Origin of the sequence: Peptostreptococcus canis, assembly GCF_014229965.1 — a bacterium.
Classification (GTDB): domain Bacteria; phylum Bacillota; class Clostridia; order Peptostreptococcales; family Peptostreptococcaceae; genus Peptostreptococcus; species Peptostreptococcus canis.
Map to the genome: position 1 here is coordinate 20,608 of NZ_JABGBW010000004.1, position 23,022 is coordinate 43,629.

Consider the following 23,022-nt stretch of genomic DNA (forward strand, 5'->3'; position numbering starts at 1 on the left):
TTCTTCATTTACATTTCAATCTGATTCTATTATAAGGTGGTGCAAGTGCAATTGCTGTACTTATATATCTTCTATTTACATTTCAATCTGATTCTATTATAAGTAGTTAAGAAAATAATAGATAATAAATTTGAAACAATATTTACATTTCAATCTGATTCTATTATAAGGATGATGAATGGGTTGATATGGTATTAGTGCAAATTGGATTTACATTTCAATCTGATTCTATTATAAGTGAATAAAACATTGAAGAAATATATAAATAAATTATATTTACATTTCAATCTGATTCTATTATAAGTTCATCCGAGCTTACTATTAAAGCTAATAATTTATTATTTACATTTCAATCTGATTCTATTATAAGTCTTTAAACATATACTCATCTTCTGAAGCTTCAATATAATTTACATTTCAATCTGATTCTATTATAAGCAATTCTTTTTCTGAAACTTTCCTCATCTTCTATATCATTTACATTTCAATCTGATTCTATTATAAGCTATAGTTAATGATGAAAAAACCCCAGTTAATTCTCATTTACATTTCAATCTGATTCTATTATAAGCAACATACGTACAAGGTATGGTGAGTATGACAAGGCTATTTACATTTCAATCTGATTCTATTATAAGACGATTTATTTCCCCCATTATTATACCACCATCACAGCACACATTTCTGTCTATCTGAATAAAATGATACAACAAACATCAATTTTTTTCAATATAAATAAAATTTTTCTCTAAATTCCAATACAAACCAGCACTGTCAATCTACCACTATTTTTAGCATAATACACATCGACAGCTAAATAAATCTACTGGTAAAATCATCTTTTTTACCCCAAAATTCTTTTTGAAGCCACCTTTCCTCTCTGCTTTTAAATATTACCACTGAATCCAAATCTTGTCTAATATGTTTTTTCAGTTCTTTTTCCAGCTCCATAAGTTTCAATTTCGTTAAATTCCCCTCAAATACTGATTTTTGTATGTGAGTTAAATATTTTTTACAAATCGAAAAAACTTTTCGCTGTACTTTAGGACTATTTTCATCTGTATAAATATCATATACTAATATAACATACATTTTTTCACCTTCTCAATTTCTAAATTATACATTAAACTATCAAATATACATTTATTAATTAAAATAAATTTAAAATTTCAATACATTATATTCCGAGTTTATTTTCCAACTACCACCACATTTTAAACCCTTCATATTCCTTTTCCCCTGTAATATGTTTTATTAATTTGTAACATTCTAGTCTCATCAAATACCTATAAGAAACATTTCTATTCAAATTCTTATGTTTAATAGTCTTCTTTAATCTTTCATCAAATTCTTGGATTATTTTTTTTCGACCATTTTCTTTTAAATATGTATAATTCGAATCACTTTCAAAATCTTTTTTGGTGATTTGATTCTTATTTAACATAGAAAAAAGCATTCTGTCTATAATAAGGGGTTTGAATATTTCAGTAATATCCAGAGAAAGTGAAAATCTCCTGGTTCCCGGCTCGTGTAAATAACTTATATATGGAGATAAATTAGTTTTATATATTTCTGATAAAGCCACACTGTATAATAATGAATTTCCAAATGATATTAAAGAATTAATCATATTATCAGGAGGATTTTTAACTCTTTTTTCAAAATCTATCTCCTGTTTTATTATTTTATTCCAAGCTGAGTAATATACTTTTCTTATATTTCCCTCTATTCCCATCAACTCAGATACATCTTTACATTTCCATATTTTTCTTTGCAGCAATTCTATATCTTTTATTTCTTCATTTAAATCTATCTCTCTGGCATTATAATATCTTATATTTCTATGAATATTATGTGAGGCCGCTTCTATTATTTTTTGTGCAATAAACAGCCTCTTATTTTTATTTTGATAATGTTCGACTTGATTCACCAAAATATACCCCGAGCCAGTTTTGTCTCTAGGAAAAAAACTTCCACTGTAAAAACCATAATAATTAAAAATATGCATAGTTACATTATTTTGAGACATAAAATTTAATATTTTAGTATTCATACTTGATTCACCAAATAAAAAAATTTCATCTAACATTTCAACCTTTAAATTCTTTTTAATTCCTTCTTCTGTTATATATTCGATATTATTATCTCTTCTTTTTAAGTTTCCATTACTAAATAAATAATAAGTTTCTCCCATCAATTTCACCTTCTAACTTTTTAATATTAAGCACTAGCAATCACAAAACATAGCAAGCAAGTACATTTTTAAGGTTAATCATATATTTTAATATTAGATACTAGCAATAACAAAACTCATAAAAAGCACATTTTTTACAAATTTTGCTGTTTATATTGTCCGGTGCCTTCTCCTTTTTGCCTATTTCTTCTATTTCCACAAGTACTTGTTCAATTATTTTTCTATCGTCATCGGATAATTCTACTTCTTTTCTTTGTTTTAATAGAGGATAGTCTATCATCCCTTTTTTTATCAATATGCCTTTTTTCTCCAAATAATATATATAATATTTCATTTGCCATATACCGGCCTCTTCAATGGATTTGGATTTTTTAATATCGTGAAGTATTTCCCATCTTTTAATAAAATCGATATTTATTACATTATCTATAGAAATATGTTTATTTTCTTTTGAATATGTCGTTTCATCCAGTAATTTTCCAATACCGACATTTTCACTTTCATTCTCCAGGTTTAAATTTTTTAAATGATACCAAAGCTTTTTATGGCAAACAAAATAATAATATACCATCAATCCTGTTATTTTCATAATACTTGTAACACTTCCTTTATAAAAATTTGATGTAATTTTTAAACCATTCTATCCAATGTACTCAAATGTATGCAATGCATAATCAGTAGTAATTATCGTAAATTCTAAACCATTCTATCTAATATGCTCTGCGGTGAATTTTTTTTCTTATTTGTTGCTCTTTTAATCCCAAAATTTTCAGAATAATCAATCTCAGAAATTATAATGGATTGATTTCTAGTTATATCGATTCTTTCGCTTTTTATTTCATTATATTCAGTAAAAGGAATAGTTATCGTGAAACTATTTAATTTTTCTTTTGCCCTTATCTTTTCGATCGTATATTCTTTTATGTTTACAACATCGCTTATTTTCATCCCCAAAGTATAAATAGATTTTTCTATTTCCAGCCTGTTATTTTCATAAACACATCTAGGAATTACATCAATAGAATTAATATTTCTAAATTCATTTATTGCCTCTTTATGACTTTTTTCACCTGAGTACAACAAATTCAAGTATTTATATGCCCCTCTAAATTGCTCATAAAATTTCGTATTAATCAAATTTCCGGTACTGTAGACTTGATTTATAATATTTTGTTTATCGATTTCCGAAATTTTCCCATCAATATTTTCTATTGCTTTTTTACTAAGTTTAAATATATCTTCATCAACCACTCTGCCTATGCCACTTGGATATTTATTACCTTCTCCTGAAAAAATATAGCAATTATATCCTTCACCATAAAAACTTCTTTTTCTATAACATCTACCTAATCTTTGGAAAAGACCATTGATATCGGATAACTCCGTGATCAAAATATCAAAATCTATATCTAATGATGCCTCTACAACTTGCGTACAGATCCATATACCTTCATCCTGACTTTTTGCAAATTCCAATATTTCTTTTTCTCTTTCTACCCTGTCCTTTTTTATAAAAGCTCCATGAAAAATATGTACATCATCTGCTATGGATTCAATTTCAGATAGTTCTATATATAGTTGTTGTGCTATTCTAACAGTATTACAAATTACCAATATTTTATTGTCTTGATATTTGTCTATTACAAACTCACAATTTATATTTTCTTCCAAAACTTGAATACTATGTCTAATATCATCATTTAGAAACGGTTCCGGTAGAAGAAATGGAATTTTTCTTTCTTTCATTTCATCAATAAAAAATTTTGGCATCGTAGCAGTTAAAATAGCAAATTTTCCGCCTAATTGTACTATCCACTCCAAAGCCGATATAACAACAGCCAATAACTGCGGATTGTACATCTGTATCTCATCTATAATAACTTTTGAATACGAAAGCGTTGCCATTTTCAATTCGCAACCTAAATATTTGTAAACAAAGTCAAAAATCTGATCAATTGTACAAATAGTAAGAGGCATACTAAACTGCCTGGTTCTGGTAATATAATCTTCTAATTGCAAATTTTCATGTTTTTCATCTTCTATTAAGTTAAGATATCTGGAAGCGGTATCCGAATGAAGCAAACCTACTTTTTCAGATAAATTCCCTTGCATATCGGATATAATTCTTTCGTATATAGAATTTATTGCTGTCTTAAGTGGTAATGTAAAAAAGCCTTTGCTATTATCTATCCAAAGCAACCCGGCTTCAGTCTTACCCATACCCGTCTGGGCAATTGCGATAATATTATCGTCTTTATGTTTCTTCATATAATTTTGAAGTTCATTCCATCTTGCTAATGAATTATTCTCTTTCCATTTTTCAAGTACCCCGTCTAAATGATTTCTCAAAAAATCATTCGGATACTCTACTATACCATGAGCACTTGCAGCATAATCTATCCTATTTAATAAACCTTTTATTTTACAGTACTCCAAAAATATAAGCCTATTGTTTTTGCTTTCTTTTGAACCATTAGTATCTCCAACAGACAAGGTAGCAAAGTTGAAATGTTTTTTACTTGGTAGTTTTTCTACTGATATGCCTTTTAATTCATCACTATTAAAGCTTATTTTTTTTCTTTTTATTATCTCTAATTCTGATTCTATCATACTTCTTAATTCATTAGCATCATAAGTCGGTCGTTGTCTATTATGATGAAAAAAAATAGATGAAGCTAATATTTTTTTTCTTACATCTTCATATTTATCGATTTTTTCATTTATATAACAGTCTTTTTCAAATATATTTCTATAATTTATAAAACCTATACTTAAAAAACCATGATGTATTTCATCACCGCTTTTTTCTTTTTTCCCTCCATTTAATTTACTCTGAAATTTATCGTTAATTTTTCCCATATCATGATATATCACCGCTTTTTTCAGTAAAAACCAATCTATTTCTATATTGGGGTATATATTCTTTAAAATATCATAGTTCTTTATTAGTTCCAAAGTATGTTCTTCTAAAGTTTCAGGAGGATTTGATTTAGCCATATATTCATCCATATATATTATCCTTTCAAAAATACTTAAAAGGGGCATAATATAAGCATTATATAAAAACCATAATTATCCCCTTTTTCAAACTATTATTAAGTTATTAATTCAATACAAAAATATCTTCTTTATCACTATAAACTTTACAATCTTCCGTGAAACTGATTTGTGAACCATAAATAACCTTGACCTTATTCCAGTCTCTAAAAAATTTTGGAGCTTTTTTACTGCCATAGTTTTTTAATTGATAATCTCTCGTTAAATTATACATAGTTCCCCTGTATTCTTCCGGTATGCCAATATGTCTATCTATTTTTATATTATTAGTATTGTATATGTCTATTGGTATATAAGTAGAAAACTTATTTCTCAAATTTTTATCTTCTTCAAGTTCTATTTCATCAAAATCTACTATCTCTACTTTATCCAATATAACTAAATCTTCTCTTCTACCTAAACTTATATATTCTCTGGGATATAGAAAGGAATCATATATTTTTTCCACCAACTCCTGTTCTTCCGGAACTATATGTATCATTAATTCCACATCAACAAGCAGCTCAGTAGTTGAAATACCTCTAGCTATTCCATATTCACCGACCTTAATATTATGTCTGCCTTTCTCAAATTTCATAGCATTTTTGAATTCATATCTTGTAAATAAATCATTTACCTTAGAATTATACTTCCCTTGAATACTTATTTTCATAGGCATATATTCTTCAAATTCACATAGATTATGAACCATACCGATTACCGTAGAAAAAGGTGGCAGTGGGTAACTCTCTTTTAGCTGAAAACTGCTAGGCTTTTTATAATTTGCAGTTTCTTGTTTTAAAAAAAGTTTAATTGCCTTCATAATACGCTTTCACCTGCTCTTTTATTTTAGCAAAAAATTCCGGAACGCTTTTGGCGTCTAATTTAATTGCGATATCTTCGCTATTTTCAAATTTACCATTCGAAAAACCTACAATAGTATTATCTTTAATAGCATCAAATATTCCTTCTTTTATTTGATTTACATCAACTTTATTATCTTTTACACTCACTATATTGTGGAAGAAAGGATTTTTTATATCGTATACACCACCAATTACAAAAATCGGTTTTAAGTCTTCTCTTCTTCCTCTTATATCTCTATACAACATTGATATTGTATCTAATAATTTCTGTACTCTTCTAGATTTTTCAATATTATCTATTTCGATTATATTTTCTTTATCAGCATCATCAAACCCTATTTGATCAAGATCTATGACCACTGAGTATTTATACAATGAATGATGTATTTCCGCTTGAGCTATATTCATATTTGAACCAATTCTGTCCGCTAGTCCTTTATTTGTTAAAAAGTCTAAATCTCCTTTATAAGATTCGAGTGAAACTGCATTTGATACTCTGACCTTTGCAGATCTTTTTAGACCGCTACTTTCTTTTTGTGTTTTTAAATATCCAAAAAAGTCCAACTCCGGATAATCCCTAATTGTACAATCTTTAGAATACTGAATTACTCCTTTTTCTCCGCTACCTTCTAAAACTACATCTGCTAGTGGTTCTGATAATTGCTCTACCATATTATACGTTAGAGCTTGTCTGGAAATATAAGTATATTGTTCTCCTTTTCCTCTGGCCATCTTCTTTAAAGATGCAACATTCCCAACTGATTCTCCATAATTTGCACTTTCCGCTTCGAAAATAATAGTCGATGTAAGCCCCTTTATACTATTCATCTATTTTACCTCCTTATCATTATCATTTGATTCTTTATCATTTAATTCTCTATAATCTACTCCGTTAAATCCCATAACAAATGCATATCCATTTGTTTTAAATTCTTCCTCACTGTTTAGGCAATCAATAAATCCCTTTGGTATTTCTTTTCCAATATACATATAACAACGAATAAGTATATCCATAAAAGCATTTACGTTTGATGTTTTTAAAGAGTTTAACATACGATATGATATACCATCAATTTTTTTTACGGCATCTTTGGCCTTATATTCCTGTCTCATATGCCATCCGTATTTTCTCATAGACTCAATAACACTTTTATCCTTGTTTTCCATCAATCCTACCTCCTTTAAATATTGAAAGTTAATATATAGTATGTGTTCTATATTTTTCAAAGTATAGTAACAGCTACTTTTATTTGAAATATAATAATGAATCAATTTGTTTATCCACAAAAATAAATTCTGATTATTAAATAATTTTCTAAGTGTTTCTTCATATAGGTAAATATATTTTTTATTTTCCTTAAAACAACCATATTTCAATCTATCCAGATTTAAATTGCATTTCAAAATTATTTTCAAAATATTTTCATGTAATATATTAAATCTGTATTTTTCATCTTCATAGAAAACAACCTGAACATCTGAAAGCTCATAATGGACGCTCTCTTTTTTCATACTCATTATTGATTCCACTATACCTTTGTATGTAACACTCTTTTCACCGTTAAAGGCATTCTCCAAAACATTATTTTTTAATTTACTATTTACATTCAATAATGCTTCAATATTTGAATTTGCATTAATAAAAATTCCTTTATCATAACCGTAAACAAAACCGGCCGGCATACAAGAATAAACTAATTTACAAAAATCACATATTGCTATATCATTTTGAAAAAACCATATATGAGAAGGTTTTCTCGCCGTATCAAATCCCGTATTAGTTAAAAAACTCAAATTAACGTCTAGATTCTTTATGGGCGATTCACAACAAAAACATTTATATTTATATTTACTCTTATCCGATTCCAAATATTCAGTAGCAGATTTAACAAAATAATTATCAAATTCTTTATAAATGTCTTTTTCTTTTACCTGCCTATTTAAAACACTTACTCCATCCCAATTTTTTCTAATTAGACTATAGATAATATTTTTTCCACCCAAATATTTTTTATATTCGGGTTTTTCCAATATATTAATTGCCTCCAATATTTTATTGCAAACATCATAAATTTCTTCTTTTTTATCCAAAACTGATTCCTTTTTCTTTATGGAAATAGCTTTTATATTCGCAACAATATCTACAACGCAATCAGAGCCTTCAATTAATTCAAATGCGGATTTATAGCTGGCACTTTTTATATAATAACTTAATGTATCCCTTATATAACTATTAATCCTGTCCAACTTTTCATTATTCCAATCTTCATCCTCCAACTTCAAAAAATCTTCTGCTACTGACTTAAAACCTATAATTTTACCATAGCTTATTTGATTGATATAAGTATCAATTAAATAAGAATAATATTTTTCTGTAAAATTTTCCAAATAAGTTTTAGGCATACAAAGTTCGTATCTAATATCAATATTTTCTATATTCTCTCCCTCTACATATTCTTGAGTAAATTTAAAAATATCCATTCCAAACTTTTCAAGAATATTATAAAGACCTACTATCCCTGCATTGTATTGCCAATCACCAAGAGATATTCTAATAATATCACTCAAAGAAATCCCTCCTTTTAAAGCTTAATATTTAATCACTGTTAGCATTCCAAAACCACTTGAGCTCATACTACTTAAATTTCCTGATAAGTAAATATATTTCAATAAATATGGTTTTGCATTTATTCTTAAAGCACATAAGTTTGCCGGAATATTTATATCATAATGTCTAACAGTTACCATCTTTGACTTTATTATTTCTACAGATAATAAATCTATATCAATAGCTGCTTCTTCGCCAAATTTCTTAATTAACATAGCCTTTAAATTTTTCAGAAAAACTTCTTGCCCTCTTTCTGTAGATATATCATGAAAATATGTTAGATTGTTATTATTTTCCTTATGTTCTCTAACAATTATAGGACTTGCAGTCTTAAATTCCGAATAGTCATTAGTAAAAATCTCTTCTCTATCGACATTTAATTTAACGGCTTTTATAATAAGATCCTTATAGGTATGTTCAACATTAATAGATCTCATAAAAATATTGTAGAAACTTAATCCAAGTTGTAAATCATAACACGAAAAATGCATTATAATTTTTTTCTCCGGTACTAATATAGTTTCACGTTCAAATTTTACTCCTCTTTTAAGGTAAAGTGAAAATGTATAGTCTTTTTCCAAAGCCCCATTTTCATAAAGCTCTCTATACAATCTGTTATCATATTTATTCATAAAAAACTTTAACCAGGATAGAAAAATTCGATTTTTATCTTTATATATTTCTTCCTTGTTGATCTCAAACTCCAGCGTTATTCTCAAACTCATCACTCCTTTTCTTAAATTACTCCAAAAAAATATTCCTTGTCATTATTTCTAAAAACCTGTACACTCAGTTTTTATCTCTAAATTTCAATCTGATTCTATTATAAACTTAAAATTTAATAAATATTTTTACATTTCTTATAGATTATATTATTTTTTCTTTAAATTCATTATACATCCAAAAAAATATTTTGTAAAGCTTTTTTAAAAAAATCCTATATAAAATTTAATTAATATAGGATTTATAGTTTTCTACAGACTATATCCTTAAACCATTTTTTTCAAGTCATGCGGATACAATCCGGTATATTTCTTAAACAGTTTAGAAAATCTACTATGCGAATTATATCCAACCAACTTAGCAATTTCCTTTATACTCAATTCAGTAGTGAGTATCATATGCTCTGCCACTTTCACTCTTCTCCTCTGGATATATTCAGTAATTGTCATCCTATATTTTGCCTTAAAAGAATTTTTCAGCTTTGTCTTACTCATCAAAGCTATTTCGCACAACAAAGCTTGTGGAATTTCAGATGAATAATGATCATCAATATAACGAGCCACATTATTCAAAGAAACATCATCATCCATAGACAGTTTACCTTTTTCTCCGGATTGGAAATATTCATTAATAGTTATACTCAACCACTCTTTTGCTTTCACCTCATAAAATAACTCACTTCCGGGAGTGTTTTTTCTATACATCAGTATTTCGTTGGCAATTTTTTCAATATCGCAAGATATATTTAGTGAATTCGAACTCTGAAAAATATTAAATAATTCCTCCTTTTCTATCCCTATCTTTTCAGGTATATATTCTTCCAAAAATTTCTTTTTAAACTCTACTCCCAGAGAAAAATATGGAAAACCTCCATGCAGGAAAAATCTAAAGACATTTGCCTTTACAAAATTGACAAATACCATATTATTACTGACTTCCTGGTATGGGGATAAACACTCGCCATGAACGCACTTTAAAAAAGATGATTGAACCAGAATCTCATTTTTATCTGTAAATTTATGATTTACTATTAAATCTTTTTTAACCTTGAAATCGTGAATATTTATAGAAAATAAATCTGTATCGTAAAACCAATAGTATCCGTCCATTTCATCTGATGTTATTTTATATGTTACTCCCAGCGAAGAGTATTTTTCACAATTGGGATCCAATACAAATCCCATATCAATTAGAAACTTTTCCTGACTGTATGACATTGCTACCCTCCTTAAAATGCTATGATTAGCCCGTTAATATAGTTAGCCATAATACCTGTGATTATATTGAATTGGCATTTTTTTTGATATATTATTAATTTAAAGTTATTATCATTATATATTAAAGGAGGCGTATTAACAATGACACAAAATAAAATTAATGAAAAAATGAATTTAAAAGACGTAATTAAAGTAACTCTTTTTGGTGTTATAGGATTTGTAATCAGTGTAGTTACAGGAATGGCAGTAAGTGCATTAGGCACATTTGGTACATTTGTCCATACTTCATTGGGAGCGATTCTTACCGGACCGCTTGTAATTGTTATGTGTCAAAAAGTGCATAAAAAAGGAAGTATCTCACTATACTATTTAATTAGTGCAATTGTATATTTAGTAATGGGACTTTGGCCAATGTCAATAATTTTAATATTATCCGCTGTAATTTCAGGAATTTTACTGGGAAATAGCAATAACTACTTTGACTATAAAAAAATTGGAATAGCTTATGTAATAGCGGAACTTATATACTCTTTACATGGATTTATATTTATATTAGTAATGGGAGTAGAGGGATTAGTTAGACAATTCCCTAATATGTTTACAGTAGAAAAAGCACAATGGATGAAAGATTTCTTCCTAAATCCAAGAAATATGGCAATAATATTAAGCATTCAAATAATAGCCTCAATCATCGGTGTTTTCTTTGGAAAATACATTCACAAAAAATTCTTTGCCAAAAACAATAATGGTACAGTACTAAATTAGAAAATGAATACTTACACGGAAGAAAAAAGATATTTTCTGCATTTACTCACAATAGTAGTAGTGATGATTATTTTTTCTATGATTTTAATGATTGGGGATAGAAAAACATATGTTGTTACGCTAATATTATCTTTTTTAATAGAGTTAATTATGGCAAGAAAGTACTTAATTAAATCTCTGATAAGTTATTTTTTACTTTTTTGTATTGTATATTTAATGAATAAATATATGATGATGAGCCATATATCAGGTGCTCTATATACCATGCTTTTGATAATCTTAAAACTTTGCCCTATATGGATATTGGCAAAAGTATTATCTTCCCATACTTCTTCAGAGCTAATGAATGCTTTTAGAAAAGTCCATTTTTCTCAAAAGATAACCATATCTATAGCAGTGTTTTTTAGATTTGTTCCTGAGTTTATTACCAGACTTAAAGAAATAAAAGAAGGCGCTAAAATAAGAGGGTTGGGATTTAGTATATTACATCCTGTAAAGAGTTTTGAAATATTTGTTGTTCCCCTAATGTATAAGGCATTGTCGATAAGTGATACATTAACATGTTCTATTATTACTAAGGGAATCGAGTACCCTTGCAAAAAAACCTGCTATAGAACTATGAATTTTACCTATCGGGATGTACTTTTTATTTTTCTGTCACTAGGTATATTGGGAGGTGCAATATGGACGAGATTATAAAAATTAAAATAGATTCTTTTTCATATCACGATAAGCCTCAACTTACTGATATTAATTTAAATATTGTAAAAGGGGAATTTATAGTACTTACCGGATTATCCGGTTGTGGAAAGACAACTTTGACAAGAATTATAAATGGTTTAATACCTGATTTCTATGAGGGAACACTAAATGGAGACGTTCTGATTTTTAATAAAAATATACATAGTTATAAAAAAGGTGAAATCGCAAAATACATGGGAAATGTGTTTCAAAATCCAAGTGATCAATTTTTTTCGACTGTAGCCGAAGATGAAATAGCTTTGGTAGGTGAAAATTTGGGAATGAATACCAATTTGCTAAGAAAAAAAGTTGAAGATGCAATGATAAAGTTAAATATAAAGGATTTAAAAGGAAAATCAGTATTTGAACTTTCCGGCGGTCAACGTCAAAAAGTGGCAATTGCTTCTACTCTAGTATATGACACTGATATAATTATCTTTGATGAGCCGTCTGCAAGTCTGGATTATAAGTCTACCGATGAATTGAGAAATATAATGAAATTATTAAAATCCCTTGGCAAAACAATTATAGTTGCAGAACATAGACTCTATTATTTGAAAGAACTAATGGATAGATTGATAATTATGAAAGATGGAAAAATATCCAACATATATAAAAAAGGTGAGTTAACAGATTTGGTAAGAAAGGAAAATAACCTAAGGTGTTTTGATGAAGAAAATCTCATATCCGAAAAAGATACTGCTTACAAAAATTTTTTAAATAATAAAAATACAAGTAATGATGATTACAATATTAATAAAGAAAATAATATTGAAATAAAAAATCTAAATGTGTGCGTGAGAAAAAAACACCTTGCTGAAAATATTAGTTTTTCCTTGTCGAATGGAGAATGTATGGGAATTATAGGTAAAAATGGCATTGGTAAGACCACAATGACAAAACAACTAACGGGTCTCTTATCAATAAAGTCAGGATATACAAGTTATGGAAACAGCAAAAAAGAAAGAATAAAAAATGTATACTACGTGATGCAGGATTCATCAATCCAGTTATTTTCGCATACAGTTGAACATGAAATTATACCTAAAAATAAATTAAATGATCAAGATTATCTGGAAAAAGCAAAAAAATATTTGAAATCCCTTGATTTGTGGGAAAAAAGAAATATGCATCCACAGGAGCTATCTGTAGGCGAAAAACAGAGACTCGCTATAATTACCGCCTTTTTATCAGATAAAAAGATTATTATTTTGGACGAACCAACTGCCGGACTGGACTATAAAAGAATGAATATAGTTGCCGAACATATTAACGAAAAATCAAAAGAAACTCCTATAATCCTAATAACTCATGACTTGGAGCTACTTTTCAAATCTTGTAATACCGTGTTACTTATGAGTGAAAAAAATAGCGAAAAGATAAATGTCAAAGGTAACGAAAAAAAAATTCTGAACTTTATCAAGATGTAAATTATTTTGTTTTTTCCAAATATTATTTTATTAGTTAATTTAAAGACTGCTATTTCGTTTTTTTAAATTTTTACTAAGAATTTTGGAAAATAAAGAAAAGTATCTCAATTTTATTGATTTTTATTATTAATAATGTTGGTCACATCTTTAATATATGCATTTGATACAATTAAAGAAATAATAAATAAGAATAAATTAAAATAAAAGAGAGCTAGATTCTTTCTAGTCTCTCTTGTAGTAAATACTTAAACTTTAAAATTTTCTTATTTAAAATGATTATTTTAATATAACGACCCTCTTACTTATATCTTCTTTTTCCTTTTTATCCGGTTCACTCACTATACCACCAAAAGGCATCTGAGCAAGAAGAACATAATCTTCAGGTATATCAAATAACTTTTTCACTTTTTCATCAATTACCGGATTGTAGTGTTGCAGTGAAGCTCCGATACCAAGTTCTCTAAGAACAGACCATACACTTAACTGTAACATACCATTAGCCTGATTTGCCCAAACAGGAAAATTATCTGCATACAACTCAAATTTTTCCTGTAACCCCTTTACTGTAGAATTATCATAGAAAAATAAAACTGTTCCTGCTCCTGCCTTAAATGAGTCTATTTTTTCTCTTGGTACATCTCCATTAAATGCATTATAAATCTCATCCCAAAGCAAATCATGTTTATCGCCAAAAGCCACAAATACTCTTGCACTCTTCATATTAAAAGCATCCGGTACCAATTCTGTGACAGATTTTATTGCACTTTCCACTTCCTCAGTCAATACAGGTATATCCTTACTTATATTATAATATGTTCTACGGCTTTCTAAAGATTTAATTATATTCATACTTATTCCTCCTATATAATAAAATTTATATCATAAATATTACATTCGCTTAATTATTTAAATAGTATAATCTCCAAAACTGATTAAATAACTATTCAACACTTAAGACAAACTTCTAAATTATTATCGATATTTTATACATACCCCAATAATAATAAATATATCATAATATATTTATTATTTAGAAGAAATATTAAGTGAAAATCAAAATCCTACAATAATACTCATCCAATTTTTATATCAAATCAAATTTGAATATAATATGACTAACAGGCTTGTACATTAATATAATGAAATCGACCAACTCTATAGCCCTGTGCTCTTATTCATATTCGTTACTACTATTGGTTCTCCCATTTCGTGGGATGCATTTATGAGATTATTAATCTTATCCTGAGTAACTATATTCGTAAAATCATAAGTTAAACAGTTATTTTTATTTATATTTTCCAGTTCATTTTTTATGTCTTCTTTATTGTATTTACCATATTATAAATCTCATTTATTAATTCGCAATAGATTTCCTTTTTTACTAAAATTTTTCATAAAAAAAGAAGTTTAATAAAAACTTCTTTCGCTTAAACTTTATTTTCAAAAAGAATTAAATCCGTAAGCGATTACTTACGGATTTAATACTTTATTCTTCTGTACCCCAGCTAGCTTTTTCAGTAACAATAACAGTTTCAGTATTTCCATCTACTGTTACAAATCCATTACCTATATCTGCATACCTGAAAGTACCATCTTTTTTTATTTTCAATTTACCTTCTTTTATACCGGCAACTATAGGAATATGACCGTTCAATATAGCCCTATCACCTACAGTCGTTTTGAAAATAACCATTTCTGCATTTTCATTATAGAAGGTATTTTTAGGAGTTACTACCTTTAATTTGAACATTAGCTAGCACTTCCTTTCGCCTTTCTCACTGCATCTTCAATAGTTCCAACAAATAGAAATGCTGATTCAGGAAGATCATCATGTTTTCCTTCAAGAATTTCCTTAAATCCTCTAATAGATTCTTTTACCGGAACATATACACCCGGAATACCGGTAAATTGCTCACCAACTGTAAAAGGCTGAGAAAGGAATCTTTGAATCTTTCTAGCACGTGCAACTATTGTTTTATCTTCCTCAGATAACTCGTCCATACCCAGTATGGCTATAATATCCTGAAGCTCCTTGTATCTTTGAAGTATAGACTGAACTCCTCTTGCTACCTCATAATGTTCTTTTCCTACTATATTGGGATCAAGAACTCTGGAAGTTGATTCTAATGGATCAACTGCCGGATATATACCAAGTGATGATATTTGTCTTGAAAGAACCGTCTTTGCATCCAGGTGCGAGAATGTTGTTGCCGGAGCAGGATCGGTTAAGTCATCGGCAGGTACATATACCGCCTGAACAGATGTTATAGACCCTTTTTTTGTAGATGTGATTCTTTCCTGAAGAGCCCCCATCTCTGTTGCAAGTGTTGGCTGATAACCAACGGCAGATGGCATACGTCCCAATAATGCTGAAACCTCGGATCCGGCCTGAGTAAATCTGAATATATTATCAATGAATAATAAAACATCCTGTCCCGCTTCATCTCTAAAATGTTCGGCCATAGTAAGTCCCGTCAAAGCAACTCTCATCCTTGCTCCCGGCGGTTCATTCATCTGTCCGAATACCATCGCAGTTTTATTGATAACGCCTGACTCGGTCATTTCGCCATAAAGGTCGTTACCCTCTCTCGTTCTTTCTCCAACACCTGAAAATACTGAAATACCACCATGTTGTTTAGCTATATTATTTATTAATTCCTGAATCAATACCGTCTTACCAACACCGGCACCTCCAAATAGACCTATTTTACCACCTTTTAGATAAGGGGCTAGTAAATCTACTACTTTTATACCTGTTTCAAGTATTTCAGCCTTTGTTTCCAACTCATCATACTTAGGCGCTTCTTTGTGTATTGGTGATAAAGCTACCCCCTCCGGCATTGGTTTTAAATCTATTGGCTCACCTAATACATTAAAGACTCTTCCTAATGTCTCAGTTCCTACCGGTACAGATATCGGAGCACCGGTATCTACAGCATCCAGTCCTCTTACCAGACCTTCCGTTGCACTCATGGCAATACATCTAACAGTATCATTTCCTATATGCTGAGCAACTTCTGCGATAATCTTTTGATCACCCATCTTTATCTCTAATGCATTTAATAAGTTAGGTAAGCTATCTTCACTATCAAACCTAACATCAAGTACAGCTCCTACAATCTGTACAATTTTACCTACATTTGCCATTTTATCCTCCTTACTTTAGAGCTTCAACACCTGCACTGATTTCAGTTATTTCCTGTGTTACAGCACTTTGTCTTGCCCTATTGTAGCTAAGTTCCAAACTTTGAATCATTTCATTAGCATTGTCAGTAGCAGATTCCATAGCAGTTCTTCTGGCACCTTGTTCGGATGCATAAGATTCGACTACACCACCATTTATTATTCCGGTAATATACGTCGGAATTAAAAACTCGAGAACTGCTTGTGGAGAAGGAAGGTATTTAACCTTCGATCTTGATTTCTCTGACTTTTCTTTTATTTTATTGACAAATTGCATGGCCTCTTCAGCCTCTCTTTGTCTTCTTTCTTCTCTTTCTTTTATTATTTCTTCACTGATGTAGATGTCCGGATCACTTTCTTCCAAAATTTCCTTATATCTCTCGCCACCATATTCAAGAGGAGTGTCAAAAACAAGCGGCAACACCTTAATTACTTTGGCTTCTTGAGATAATGCAGTCTGAAATTCGGTATATGTGAATAATACTTCATCCACTTCACCATCTAAAAACATCTTCATAACCTTATCAGAAATTCTTTTTACATCTTCATAACTGTATTTTTCAGTATATTCAATGCTATCTATCAATTCGATGCCATCCATTTTTGAATAACGATCATATGCTTTTTTACCAACGGTTATTACATAATCTTTTAAAAGTCCCATATATTTTTCGGCTTCTTTAAATGCATTTCCGTTATATCCACCGGCAAGACCTCTATCTCCTGCCACTATTATATGACATCTATTTTTTAATTCACGCTCTTTCAAAAACTCGCTATTAATGCCCTTAGTGTTCATTGATATTTCAACAATTGTTTCATACATTGTATTGAAATACATACTCGACTCATCTGCAGCCTGTTTCGCTTTTCTAAGTTTTGAAGAAGCTACCAGGTGCATGGCATTGGTTATCTGTTTTGTACTATTTACACTGGCAATACGAGTTTTTATCGCCTTCATATTGGCTCCTGCCATTTACATACCTCCTTATTGGATTATGCCTGTATATTCTGACTATGCTTTAAATTTAACCTTGTACTCTTCTATTGCTTTTGTTAAATCTTCATTAAAGTCTTCAGCCTTCAATATTTTCTGAAGTATTTCCGGATATTCATTTTCCATAAATACATATAAACCATCTTCAAAATCTTTTATATCTTCTATTTCTATATCGGCTAATAAATTATTAATTACCGCATAGATAATTACAACCTGATTTTCAACAGTTATAGGTTTATGCTCATCTTGTTTCAATACCTCAACTATTCTCTGTCCTTGGGCAAGTCTTCTTTTAGTATCTTCGTCCAAGTCCGAACCGAACTGTGCAAATGCTGCCAGCTCTCTATACTGTGAATATGCCAGCTTCAGTGTACCCGCAATTTTTTTCATTGATTTAATCTGGGCAGAACCACCTACTCTCGATACGGATATTCCGGGGTCTACTGCAGGTCTGATACCCGAATAGAATAACTCCGGTTGTAAATAAATCTGACCGTCAGTTATAGAAATAACATTAGTCGGTATATATGCCGAAACATCACCGGCCTGAGTTTCTATAACCGGAAGAGCTGTCATTGAACCTCCACCTAATTCATCAGAAAGTTTTGCAGCCCTTTCAAGAAGTCTTGAATGCAAGTAAAATACATCACCCGGATAGGCTTCACGACCCGGCGGTCTTCTCAACAATAACGACATTTCTCTATACGCGACTGCCTGCTTACTTAAGTCATCATATACTATTAATACGTGCTTACCATTGTACATAAATTCTTCTCCTATTGCAGCACCTGCATATGGTGCAAGATACTGAAGCGGAGCGGACTCAGAAGCAGTAGCTGATACGACTATTGTATAGTCCATAGCTCCAAAATTTTCCAAAGTCGATACAAGCTGTGCAACCGTAGATCTTTTCTGTCCAATTGCAACATATATACAAATTACGTCTTTTCCTTTTTGATTAATAATAGTATCTATAAGTATAGAAGTTTTTCCCGTCTGTCTATCACCGATTACAAGCTCTCTCTGTCCTCTACCGATTGGAATCATTGAGTCAATAGACTTAATTCCCGTCTGCAAAGGTTCAAATACAGATTTTCTATCCATTATTCCGGGAGCAGGAGCCTCTACCGGTCTTGTCTTATTAGTAGCTATATCTCCTTTTCCATCTATCGGCTGACCTAGTGAATTTACAACTCTACCTATAAGAGCTTCTCCAACCGGAACCTCAACTATTCTTCCAGTTCTTTTAACTATGTCGCCTTCCTTTATTCCCGAATCATCACCTAGTATAACAGCACCAACTACCTCTTCTTCCAAATTTAGTGCTATACCGTAAATCTTTCCGGGAAATTCAAGTAGTTCACCAGACATTGCACTTTCCAATCCATACACGCTGGCAATACCATCCCCTACATTTAATACGCTACCAGTATCTGTAAGTTTTATTTTATTCTCATAATTTTTTATTTGATTCTTTATTATGGAACTTATTTCTTCTGGTTTTAAATTCATGGGTTCACCACCATTTCTATGATATTACTTGAGATAATACTTCCTTTAAACTATCCAATCTGGTCTTCAAAGTTCCGTCTATCTCTTCATTTCCAATTTTTACAAGGACACCTCCAATGATATCCTCGCTTATTTCATTCACTAGCTTTATACTTCTGTTATATTTAGCAGAAAGATTTGATTCCAACTCCGACAATTGTTCTTCAGTAAGTGCAATAGCAGTAATGACTTTTCCTTCTGATACATTATTCTTATCATTTAACATATTTTTAAATGACAATACGATAGAATCAAGTTCAGTAGTCCTGTTATTATCTATCAAAACCATCAAAAAATTTCTGGAATTTATACTTACACTGTCCGTAAATATCCTGTCCGCTACATTTTTCTTTTCATCCCTTGAAATAAAAGGTGATCTCAATACATCGTATAAATCTACATTGTTTTTGATAAGATCATTCATTTCAAAAATTTCAGAGTATACTTCGGAAGTTTTATTTTCCTCCTCTGCCAGTTGAAATAAGGCTTCTGCATATCTACTTGCCACTTGACTTATCATTATCTAGCATCTCCTACATCTTTAATAAAATCATCGATTAAATCCTCGTGTTTTTCCTTATCAATATCCTTTTCAATTACTTTCGACGCAGCCAAAAGAGCCATATCTGAAATCTCGCTCTTTATATTGTTAAATACTGTCTGTCTTTCTCTGGCTATATCTTCTGAGGCTTTTTCTTTGATATTAGTAGCTTCCACTTTTGCCTGAGCTATTATTTCCGAAGATTTCTCCTCAGCTCTTTTTCTTGCCTTATCAAAAATCTCCTGACTTTCATTTTTAGCAAGGTCAATTTTTTCTTCATATTCTGACTTTAGTCTTAAACCTTCCTCTTTAGCTCTTTCGCCAATTTCCATATCACTTTTGATACCTGCTTCCCTCTCGTCCATAACATGCATTACTTTTTCAAACAAAAGCTTTTTTAATACCAAAAATAATATCAGGGTATTAGCAAGAACAATAAAAAGTTCCGGTGTTAAGCCTACTAATGGCTTAAATTCCATATTTTTCCTCCTCTCCTAGTTAGCAAATCAAACTATGATTTTTAACTATATCCAAGGATTTACGAATATTAATATTATTGCTATAACCAAACCATAAATAGCCGAAGATTCCGCAACTGCCTGACCTAATAGCATTGTTGATATTATATCACCCTTAGCTTCCGGCTGATTTCCTACTGCTTCTGCACCTTTACCTGCAGCGAATCCCTGACCGATACCTGCACCTAAACCTGTTGCGACTGCTATACCTGCACCTATTGCTGAACCTGCAATTGCTATACCTAAACTTAATCCTTCTAACATTTCTTATTCCTCCTAAAATTTTAATTTTCTTTGATATACGGCTTTTTCAATCCGTCATTCTCTGAATACATCTAAGTACAATAAGTTTCTCTCAAAACTTAGACTTTATTTCCCTTTTTTCAATTCTTTCTAATTTAGTTTCATAGTAATAAACTATGCTTCGTTGAATTTATCAACCCTACTGTTCACCTGATGCACTTCCTACAAATACCATCGTCAACATTATAAATATAAATGCCTGTAAACTTCCTGCAAATAAATCAAAATACATATGCAATGGAACCGGTATTAATAACTGGCCAATCGGTATACTGACATTAGGTATCAGGGTTGAAATATAACCTAATAGTTTGTATAGTAATGCCATTATTATAGAACCACCCAAAATATTACCAAAGGGACGGAAACTCAGCGAAATCGGTCTTGCTATTTCACCAATTATATTCAACGGTGCCATTAAAGGCGTTGGCTCCAAAAGCCCTTTAAAGTATTTCATACCTTGGAACTTAATACCCATAGCATAAATCATGAAAAATGTGATTAATGCCCAGCCTACTGTCGTATCCAGGTCAGTAGTCGGGGACCTCAGCCCAAGAAGAGTAACTAAATTCGACGATAAGAAAAACAGGAATATCGTTCCTATATACGACACTATACCCGGTACCCTATTGACAAATTTCTTGCCCATTGTTTCAGTAACTAACTTTCTTAGAGAACCGACAGCCATTTCTAAAAATATTTGTCTCTTTGTAGTTGGAACTTTTTTCAAATCTCTAGTCAAATAAATAGACATGGCTATCAAAAACAGCATTATCAACCACTGAACAATTATCGTCTCGCTAAGCTTAAAGTTACCGATATACAGGACGTATTTAGCTTGGTACATAGACTAGTCCTCCTTTCTGTGTTTTTTCTTAAACACTAGCTGTTGAGTCTTTATTACTATATTTGTGCTAATCAATCCAATAGCTACTGTATATATATTAATATTTTTACTTAACGCAGCGTATATTAGCACTGCGGCATACATGGTTAATCTAATTATGTATCCAAAAGCAGCTACAAAACCAGCTTTTCTTTTTTCTTTCTCTACTAAAGCCTCTATGTTTCTGGCCAGCAAAAAAAGTGCAATCATCGACACTACACTTCCTGCAATAAGACCACCAACAGTATTTACGGAAGCTTTCTTAATTACAAATAGTATCAATATCCCCACTATATTATATATAAATATCCCGGAATATATCTTTTTTATATTTTCTAATAATTGCCTATCCAATTTTTCACTTCCTTTTCTGAATGAAGGATCGAAGAATTCTATATAAACTTGAAAATGCACTTCCTATACCTATTATTATAAAAATAATAGAAAATAATGGAGTCGTTCCGATTTTTTTGTCTATAAATATACCTAAAAATCCACATCCAAATATACATATTACCACTATCAATCCTAGTTGCGTAATCAAAGAAAATGACTTCATTATTTCCATCCATTTTGTTTTCTTCGACATAAACTACCTTCCTTGTCAAATTATACATCGATATTAATATATAATACCACATTTTTTATCATATTATTCAAAAATATATAGTAAATTGAACTAAATTCATAATATCAAACAAAATTCATAATATGTTTTAAAATATTTCAAATTATTTTTATAAAACAATTTAGAGGCTGAGTGTTCAAAAATTCAAACACGCAACCTCATCAATATTATTTAGTGCCAAAAAGTCTATCTCCAGCATCTCCTAAGCCTGGTACAATATACTTATGTTCATTTAATTTTTCATCTACAGCAGCAACATAAATATCTACTTCCGGATACTTACTGTGTACTTCTTCAATTCCTTCAGGAGCAGCTACAAGATTTATCATCCTTATATTTTTTGCTCCTTTTTCTTTCAATAATTCTATTGCTGCAGTCGCTGAACCACCAGTAGCCAACATAGGATCTACTATAAATACTTCTCTCTCACCTATATCCTGAGGCAGCTTGCAATAATACTCAACCGGTAAACATGTTTCCGGATCTCTATATAAACCTATATGACCAACCTTTGCAGCCGGAATTAAACTTATAAATCCATCGACCATACCTATACCTGCTCTTAAAATAGGCACTATTGCCAATTTCTTTCCGGTAAGAACTTTTGCAACAGTTTTTTCAACCGGTGTTTCTATTTCTATGTCTGTTAGAGGCAAATCTTTTGTTACTTCATAACCCATTAACATAGTTATTTCAGTCAACAACTCTCTAAAGTCTTTTGATCCTGTCTCCTTTTTTCTCATTAATGTCAACTTATGTTGAATTAAAGGATGATCTGTAATTATTACTTTCTTCATTTTGTCCTCCTGTATTCTTATCTTTTTATAAAATT

24 protein-coding genes and 1 CRISPR repeat array (1 of these 25 only partly in view) are annotated in these 23,022 nt (G+C 30.3%); of the genes, 3 read left to right on the forward strand and 21 right to left on the reverse strand.

From position 1 onward, the window contains the following. A CRISPR array of direct repeats spans positions 1–638; the repeat unit is 30 nt; unit sequence ATTTACATTTCAATCTGATTCTATTATAAG (it extends 5,458 nt beyond the left edge of the window). 175 nt (positions 639–813) lie between these two features. The 9 genes from cas2 to HLB29_RS06335 all read right to left on the reverse strand — a co-directional run bounded on the left by cas2 (position 814) and on the right by HLB29_RS06335 (position 10,644). Continuing rightward, positions 814–1,092 (reverse strand): CRISPR-associated endonuclease Cas2, encoded by a 279-nt coding sequence (cas2, locus tag HLB29_RS06295; RefSeq protein WP_185624322.1) that lies wholly within the window; start codon positions 1,090–1,092, stop codon positions 814–816. Between the two features lie 109 nt (positions 1,093–1,201). Further along, positions 1,202–2,194, reverse strand: a complete 993-nt coding sequence (gene cas1b, locus HLB29_RS06300) for a type I-B CRISPR-associated endonuclease Cas1b (protein ID WP_185624323.1) — start codon at positions 2,192–2,194, stop codon at positions 1,202–1,204. 100 nt (positions 2,195–2,294) lie between these two features. After that, positions 2,295–2,783 carry a CRISPR-associated protein Cas4 gene (gene cas4 / locus HLB29_RS06305; RefSeq protein WP_185624324.1) on the reverse strand — a complete coding sequence of 163 codons (489 nt, stop codon included), beginning with the start codon at positions 2,781–2,783 and terminating at the stop codon, positions 2,295–2,297. Positions 2,784–2,890: 107 nt separating this feature from the next. Then, on the reverse strand, positions 2,891–5,203 hold the full coding sequence (cas3, locus tag HLB29_RS06310; RefSeq protein WP_185624325.1) for a CRISPR-associated helicase Cas3': 2,313 nt from the start codon (positions 5,201–5,203) through the stop codon (positions 2,891–2,893). A 94-nt stretch (positions 5,204–5,297) separates the two neighbouring features. After that, positions 5,298–6,053 (reverse strand): CRISPR-associated protein Cas5, encoded by a 756-nt coding sequence (gene cas5 / locus HLB29_RS06315; RefSeq protein WP_185624326.1) that lies wholly within the window; start codon positions 6,051–6,053, stop codon positions 5,298–5,300. Then, positions 6,040–6,924, reverse strand: coding sequence for a type I-B CRISPR-associated protein Cas7/Cst2/DevR (cas7i, locus tag HLB29_RS06320; protein ID WP_185624327.1), 885 nt, complete (start codon positions 6,922–6,924; stop codon positions 6,040–6,042). The genes cas5 and cas7i overlap by 14 nt, the downstream gene beginning before the upstream one ends. Continuing rightward, positions 6,925–8,664: a type I-B CRISPR-associated protein Cas8b1/Cst1 gene (cas8a1, locus tag HLB29_RS06325; protein WP_185624328.1), complete on the reverse strand. Its 1,740-nt coding sequence runs from the start codon at positions 8,662–8,664 to the stop codon at positions 6,925–6,927. 21 nt (positions 8,665–8,685) lie between these two features. Continuing rightward, entirely contained in the window at positions 8,686–9,423 is a 738-nt protein-coding gene (cas6, locus tag HLB29_RS06330) for a CRISPR-associated endoribonuclease Cas6 (protein WP_185624329.1), read from the reverse strand. A 270-nt stretch (positions 9,424–9,693) separates the two neighbouring features. Then, positions 9,694–10,644 carry a helix-turn-helix domain-containing protein gene (locus HLB29_RS06335; RefSeq protein WP_185624330.1) on the reverse strand — a complete coding sequence of 317 codons (951 nt, stop codon included), beginning with the start codon at positions 10,642–10,644 and terminating at the stop codon, positions 9,694–9,696. A gap of 141 nt (positions 10,645–10,785) precedes the next feature. Here HLB29_RS06335 and HLB29_RS06340 point away from each other — a divergent pair, with 141 nt between their 5' ends. The 3 genes from HLB29_RS06340 (at position 10,786) to HLB29_RS06350 (ending at position 13,580) form a co-directional block, all read left to right on the forward strand. After that, positions 10,786–11,409 carry an MptD family putative ECF transporter S component gene (locus HLB29_RS06340; protein WP_243155100.1) on the forward strand — a complete coding sequence of 208 codons (624 nt, stop codon included), beginning with the start codon at positions 10,786–10,788 and terminating at the stop codon, positions 11,407–11,409. Between the two features lie 63 nt (positions 11,410–11,472). After that, on the forward strand, positions 11,473–12,108 hold the full coding sequence (locus HLB29_RS06345) for an energy-coupling factor transporter transmembrane component T family protein (RefSeq protein ID WP_330604433.1): 636 nt from the start codon (positions 11,473–11,475) through the stop codon (positions 12,106–12,108). Further along, positions 12,093–13,580, forward strand: a complete 1,488-nt coding sequence (locus HLB29_RS06350; protein WP_185624332.1) for an ABC transporter ATP-binding protein — start codon at positions 12,093–12,095, stop codon at positions 13,578–13,580. Before HLB29_RS06345 ends, HLB29_RS06350 begins: the two co-directional genes overlap by 16 nt. Positions 13,581–13,856: 276 nt before the next feature. On the opposite strand, the gene HLB29_RS06355 is transcribed toward HLB29_RS06350, so the two are convergent. The 12 genes from HLB29_RS06355 to upp all read right to left on the reverse strand — a co-directional run bounded on the left by HLB29_RS06355 (position 13,857) and on the right by upp (position 22,987). Then, positions 13,857–14,429, reverse strand: a complete 573-nt coding sequence (locus HLB29_RS06355) for a nitroreductase family protein (protein WP_185624333.1) — start codon at positions 14,427–14,429, stop codon at positions 13,857–13,859. Between the two features lie 637 nt (positions 14,430–15,066). Beyond that, positions 15,067–15,330 (reverse strand): FoF1 ATP synthase subunit delta/epsilon, encoded by a 264-nt coding sequence (locus HLB29_RS06360; protein ID WP_185624334.1) that lies wholly within the window; start codon positions 15,328–15,330, stop codon positions 15,067–15,069. Continuing rightward, positions 15,330–16,727 (reverse strand): F0F1 ATP synthase subunit beta, encoded by a 1,398-nt coding sequence (gene atpD / locus HLB29_RS06365; RefSeq protein ID WP_185624335.1) that lies wholly within the window; start codon positions 16,725–16,727, stop codon positions 15,330–15,332. Before atpD ends, HLB29_RS06360 begins: the two co-directional genes overlap by 1 nt. A 10-nt stretch (positions 16,728–16,737) precedes the next feature. Next, a complete protein-coding gene (gene atpG / locus HLB29_RS06370) occupies positions 16,738–17,739 on the reverse strand; it encodes an ATP synthase F1 subunit gamma (RefSeq protein WP_185624336.1) in 1,002 nt (333 codons plus the stop codon). 39 nt (positions 17,740–17,778) lie between these two features. Continuing rightward, positions 17,779–19,275, reverse strand: a complete 1,497-nt coding sequence (atpA, locus tag HLB29_RS06375) for a F0F1 ATP synthase subunit alpha (RefSeq protein WP_185624337.1) — start codon at positions 19,273–19,275, stop codon at positions 17,779–17,781. A 16-nt stretch (positions 19,276–19,291) separates the two neighbouring features. Beyond that, on the reverse strand, positions 19,292–19,834 hold the full coding sequence (locus tag HLB29_RS06380) for a F0F1 ATP synthase subunit delta (RefSeq protein WP_185624338.1): 543 nt from the start codon (positions 19,832–19,834) through the stop codon (positions 19,292–19,294). Continuing rightward, entirely contained in the window at positions 19,834–20,334 is a 501-nt protein-coding gene (gene atpF, locus HLB29_RS06385; RefSeq protein ID WP_185624339.1) for a F0F1 ATP synthase subunit B, read from the reverse strand. Before atpF ends, HLB29_RS06380 begins: the two co-directional genes overlap by 1 nt. A 45-nt stretch (positions 20,335–20,379) precedes the next feature. Then, positions 20,380–20,637, reverse strand: a complete 258-nt coding sequence (gene atpE / locus HLB29_RS06390; protein ID WP_185624340.1) for an ATP synthase F0 subunit C — start codon at positions 20,635–20,637, stop codon at positions 20,380–20,382. A gap of 178 nt (positions 20,638–20,815) precedes the next feature. Next, on the reverse strand, positions 20,816–21,523 hold the full coding sequence (gene atpB / locus HLB29_RS06395) for a F0F1 ATP synthase subunit A (RefSeq protein WP_185624341.1): 708 nt from the start codon (positions 21,521–21,523) through the stop codon (positions 20,816–20,818). A gap of 3 nt (positions 21,524–21,526) precedes the next feature. Next, a complete protein-coding gene (locus HLB29_RS06400) occupies positions 21,527–21,916 on the reverse strand; it encodes an MG406 family protein (protein WP_185624342.1) in 390 nt (129 codons plus the stop codon). Positions 21,917–21,920: 4 nt separating this feature from the next. Then, positions 21,921–22,151 (reverse strand): AtpZ/AtpI family protein, encoded by a 231-nt coding sequence (locus tag HLB29_RS06405; RefSeq protein ID WP_185624343.1) that lies wholly within the window; start codon positions 22,149–22,151, stop codon positions 21,921–21,923. Positions 22,152–22,357: 206 nt separating this feature from the next. Further along, the gene (gene upp / locus HLB29_RS06410; RefSeq protein ID WP_185624344.1) at positions 22,358–22,987 is read right to left on the reverse strand and encodes a uracil phosphoribosyltransferase; all 630 of its coding nucleotides are present in this window, start codon (positions 22,985–22,987) and stop codon (positions 22,358–22,360) included. Positions 22,988–23,022: the final 35 nt, after the last annotated feature.

What these genes read in the sequence shown, in the direction of transcription:
- cas2 (WP_185624322.1), bottom strand. Translation starts at nt 1,092, where the DNA reads ATGTATGTTATATTAGTATATGATATTTATACAGATGAAAATAGTCCT.
- cas1b (WP_185624323.1), bottom strand. Translation starts at nt 2,194, where the DNA reads ATGGGAGAAACTTATTATTTATTTAGTAATGGAAACTTAAAAAGAAGA.
- cas4 (WP_185624324.1), bottom strand. Translation starts at nt 2,783, where the DNA reads ATGAAAATAACAGGATTGATGGTATATTATTATTTTGTTTGCCATAAA.
- cas3 (WP_185624325.1), bottom strand. Translation starts at nt 5,203, where the DNA reads ATGGATGAATATATGGCTAAATCAAATCCTCCTGAAACTTTAGAAGAA.
- cas5 (WP_185624326.1), bottom strand. Translation starts at nt 6,053, where the DNA reads ATGAAGGCAATTAAACTTTTTTTAAAACAAGAAACTGCAAATTATAAA.
- cas7i (WP_185624327.1), bottom strand. Translation starts at nt 6,924, where the DNA reads ATGAATAGTATAAAGGGGCTTACATCGACTATTATTTTCGAAGCGGAA.
- HLB29_RS06335 (WP_185624330.1), bottom strand. Translation starts at nt 10,644, where the DNA reads ATGTCATACAGTCAGGAAAAGTTTCTAATTGATATGGGATTTGTATTG.
- HLB29_RS06340 (WP_243155100.1), top strand. Translation starts at nt 10,786, where the DNA reads ATGACACAAAATAAAATTAATGAAAAAATGAATTTAAAAGACGTAATT.
- HLB29_RS06345 (WP_330604433.1), top strand. Translation starts at nt 11,473, where the DNA reads ATGATTATTTTTTCTATGATTTTAATGATTGGGGATAGAAAAACATAT.
- HLB29_RS06350 (WP_185624332.1), top strand. Translation starts at nt 12,093, where the DNA reads ATGGACGAGATTATAAAAATTAAAATAGATTCTTTTTCATATCACGAT.
- HLB29_RS06355 (WP_185624333.1), bottom strand. Translation starts at nt 14,429, where the DNA reads ATGAATATAATTAAATCTTTAGAAAGCCGTAGAACATATTATAATATA.
- HLB29_RS06360 (WP_185624334.1), bottom strand. Translation starts at nt 15,330, where the DNA reads ATGTTCAAATTAAAGGTAGTAACTCCTAAAAATACCTTCTATAATGAA.
- atpD (WP_185624335.1), bottom strand. Translation starts at nt 16,727, where the DNA reads ATGGCAAATGTAGGTAAAATTGTACAGATTGTAGGAGCTGTACTTGAT.
- atpG (WP_185624336.1), bottom strand. Translation starts at nt 17,739, where the DNA reads ATGGCAGGAGCCAATATGAAGGCGATAAAAACTCGTATTGCCAGTGTA.
- atpA (WP_185624337.1), bottom strand. Translation starts at nt 19,275, where the DNA reads ATGAATTTAAAACCAGAAGAAATAAGTTCCATAATAAAGAATCAAATA.
- HLB29_RS06380 (WP_185624338.1), bottom strand. Translation starts at nt 19,834, where the DNA reads ATGATAAGTCAAGTGGCAAGTAGATATGCAGAAGCCTTATTTCAACTG.
- atpF (WP_185624339.1), bottom strand. Translation starts at nt 20,334, where the DNA reads ATGGAATTTAAGCCATTAGTAGGCTTAACACCGGAACTTTTTATTGTT.
- atpE (WP_185624340.1), bottom strand. Translation starts at nt 20,637, where the DNA reads ATGTTAGAAGGATTAAGTTTAGGTATAGCAATTGCAGGTTCAGCAATA.
- atpB (WP_185624341.1), bottom strand. Translation starts at nt 21,523, where the DNA reads ATGTACCAAGCTAAATACGTCCTGTATATCGGTAACTTTAAGCTTAGC.
- HLB29_RS06405 (WP_185624343.1), bottom strand. Translation starts at nt 22,151, where the DNA reads ATGTCGAAGAAAACAAAATGGATGGAAATAATGAAGTCATTTTCTTTG.
- upp (WP_185624344.1), bottom strand. Translation starts at nt 22,987, where the DNA reads ATGAAGAAAGTAATAATTACAGATCATCCTTTAATTCAACATAAGTTG.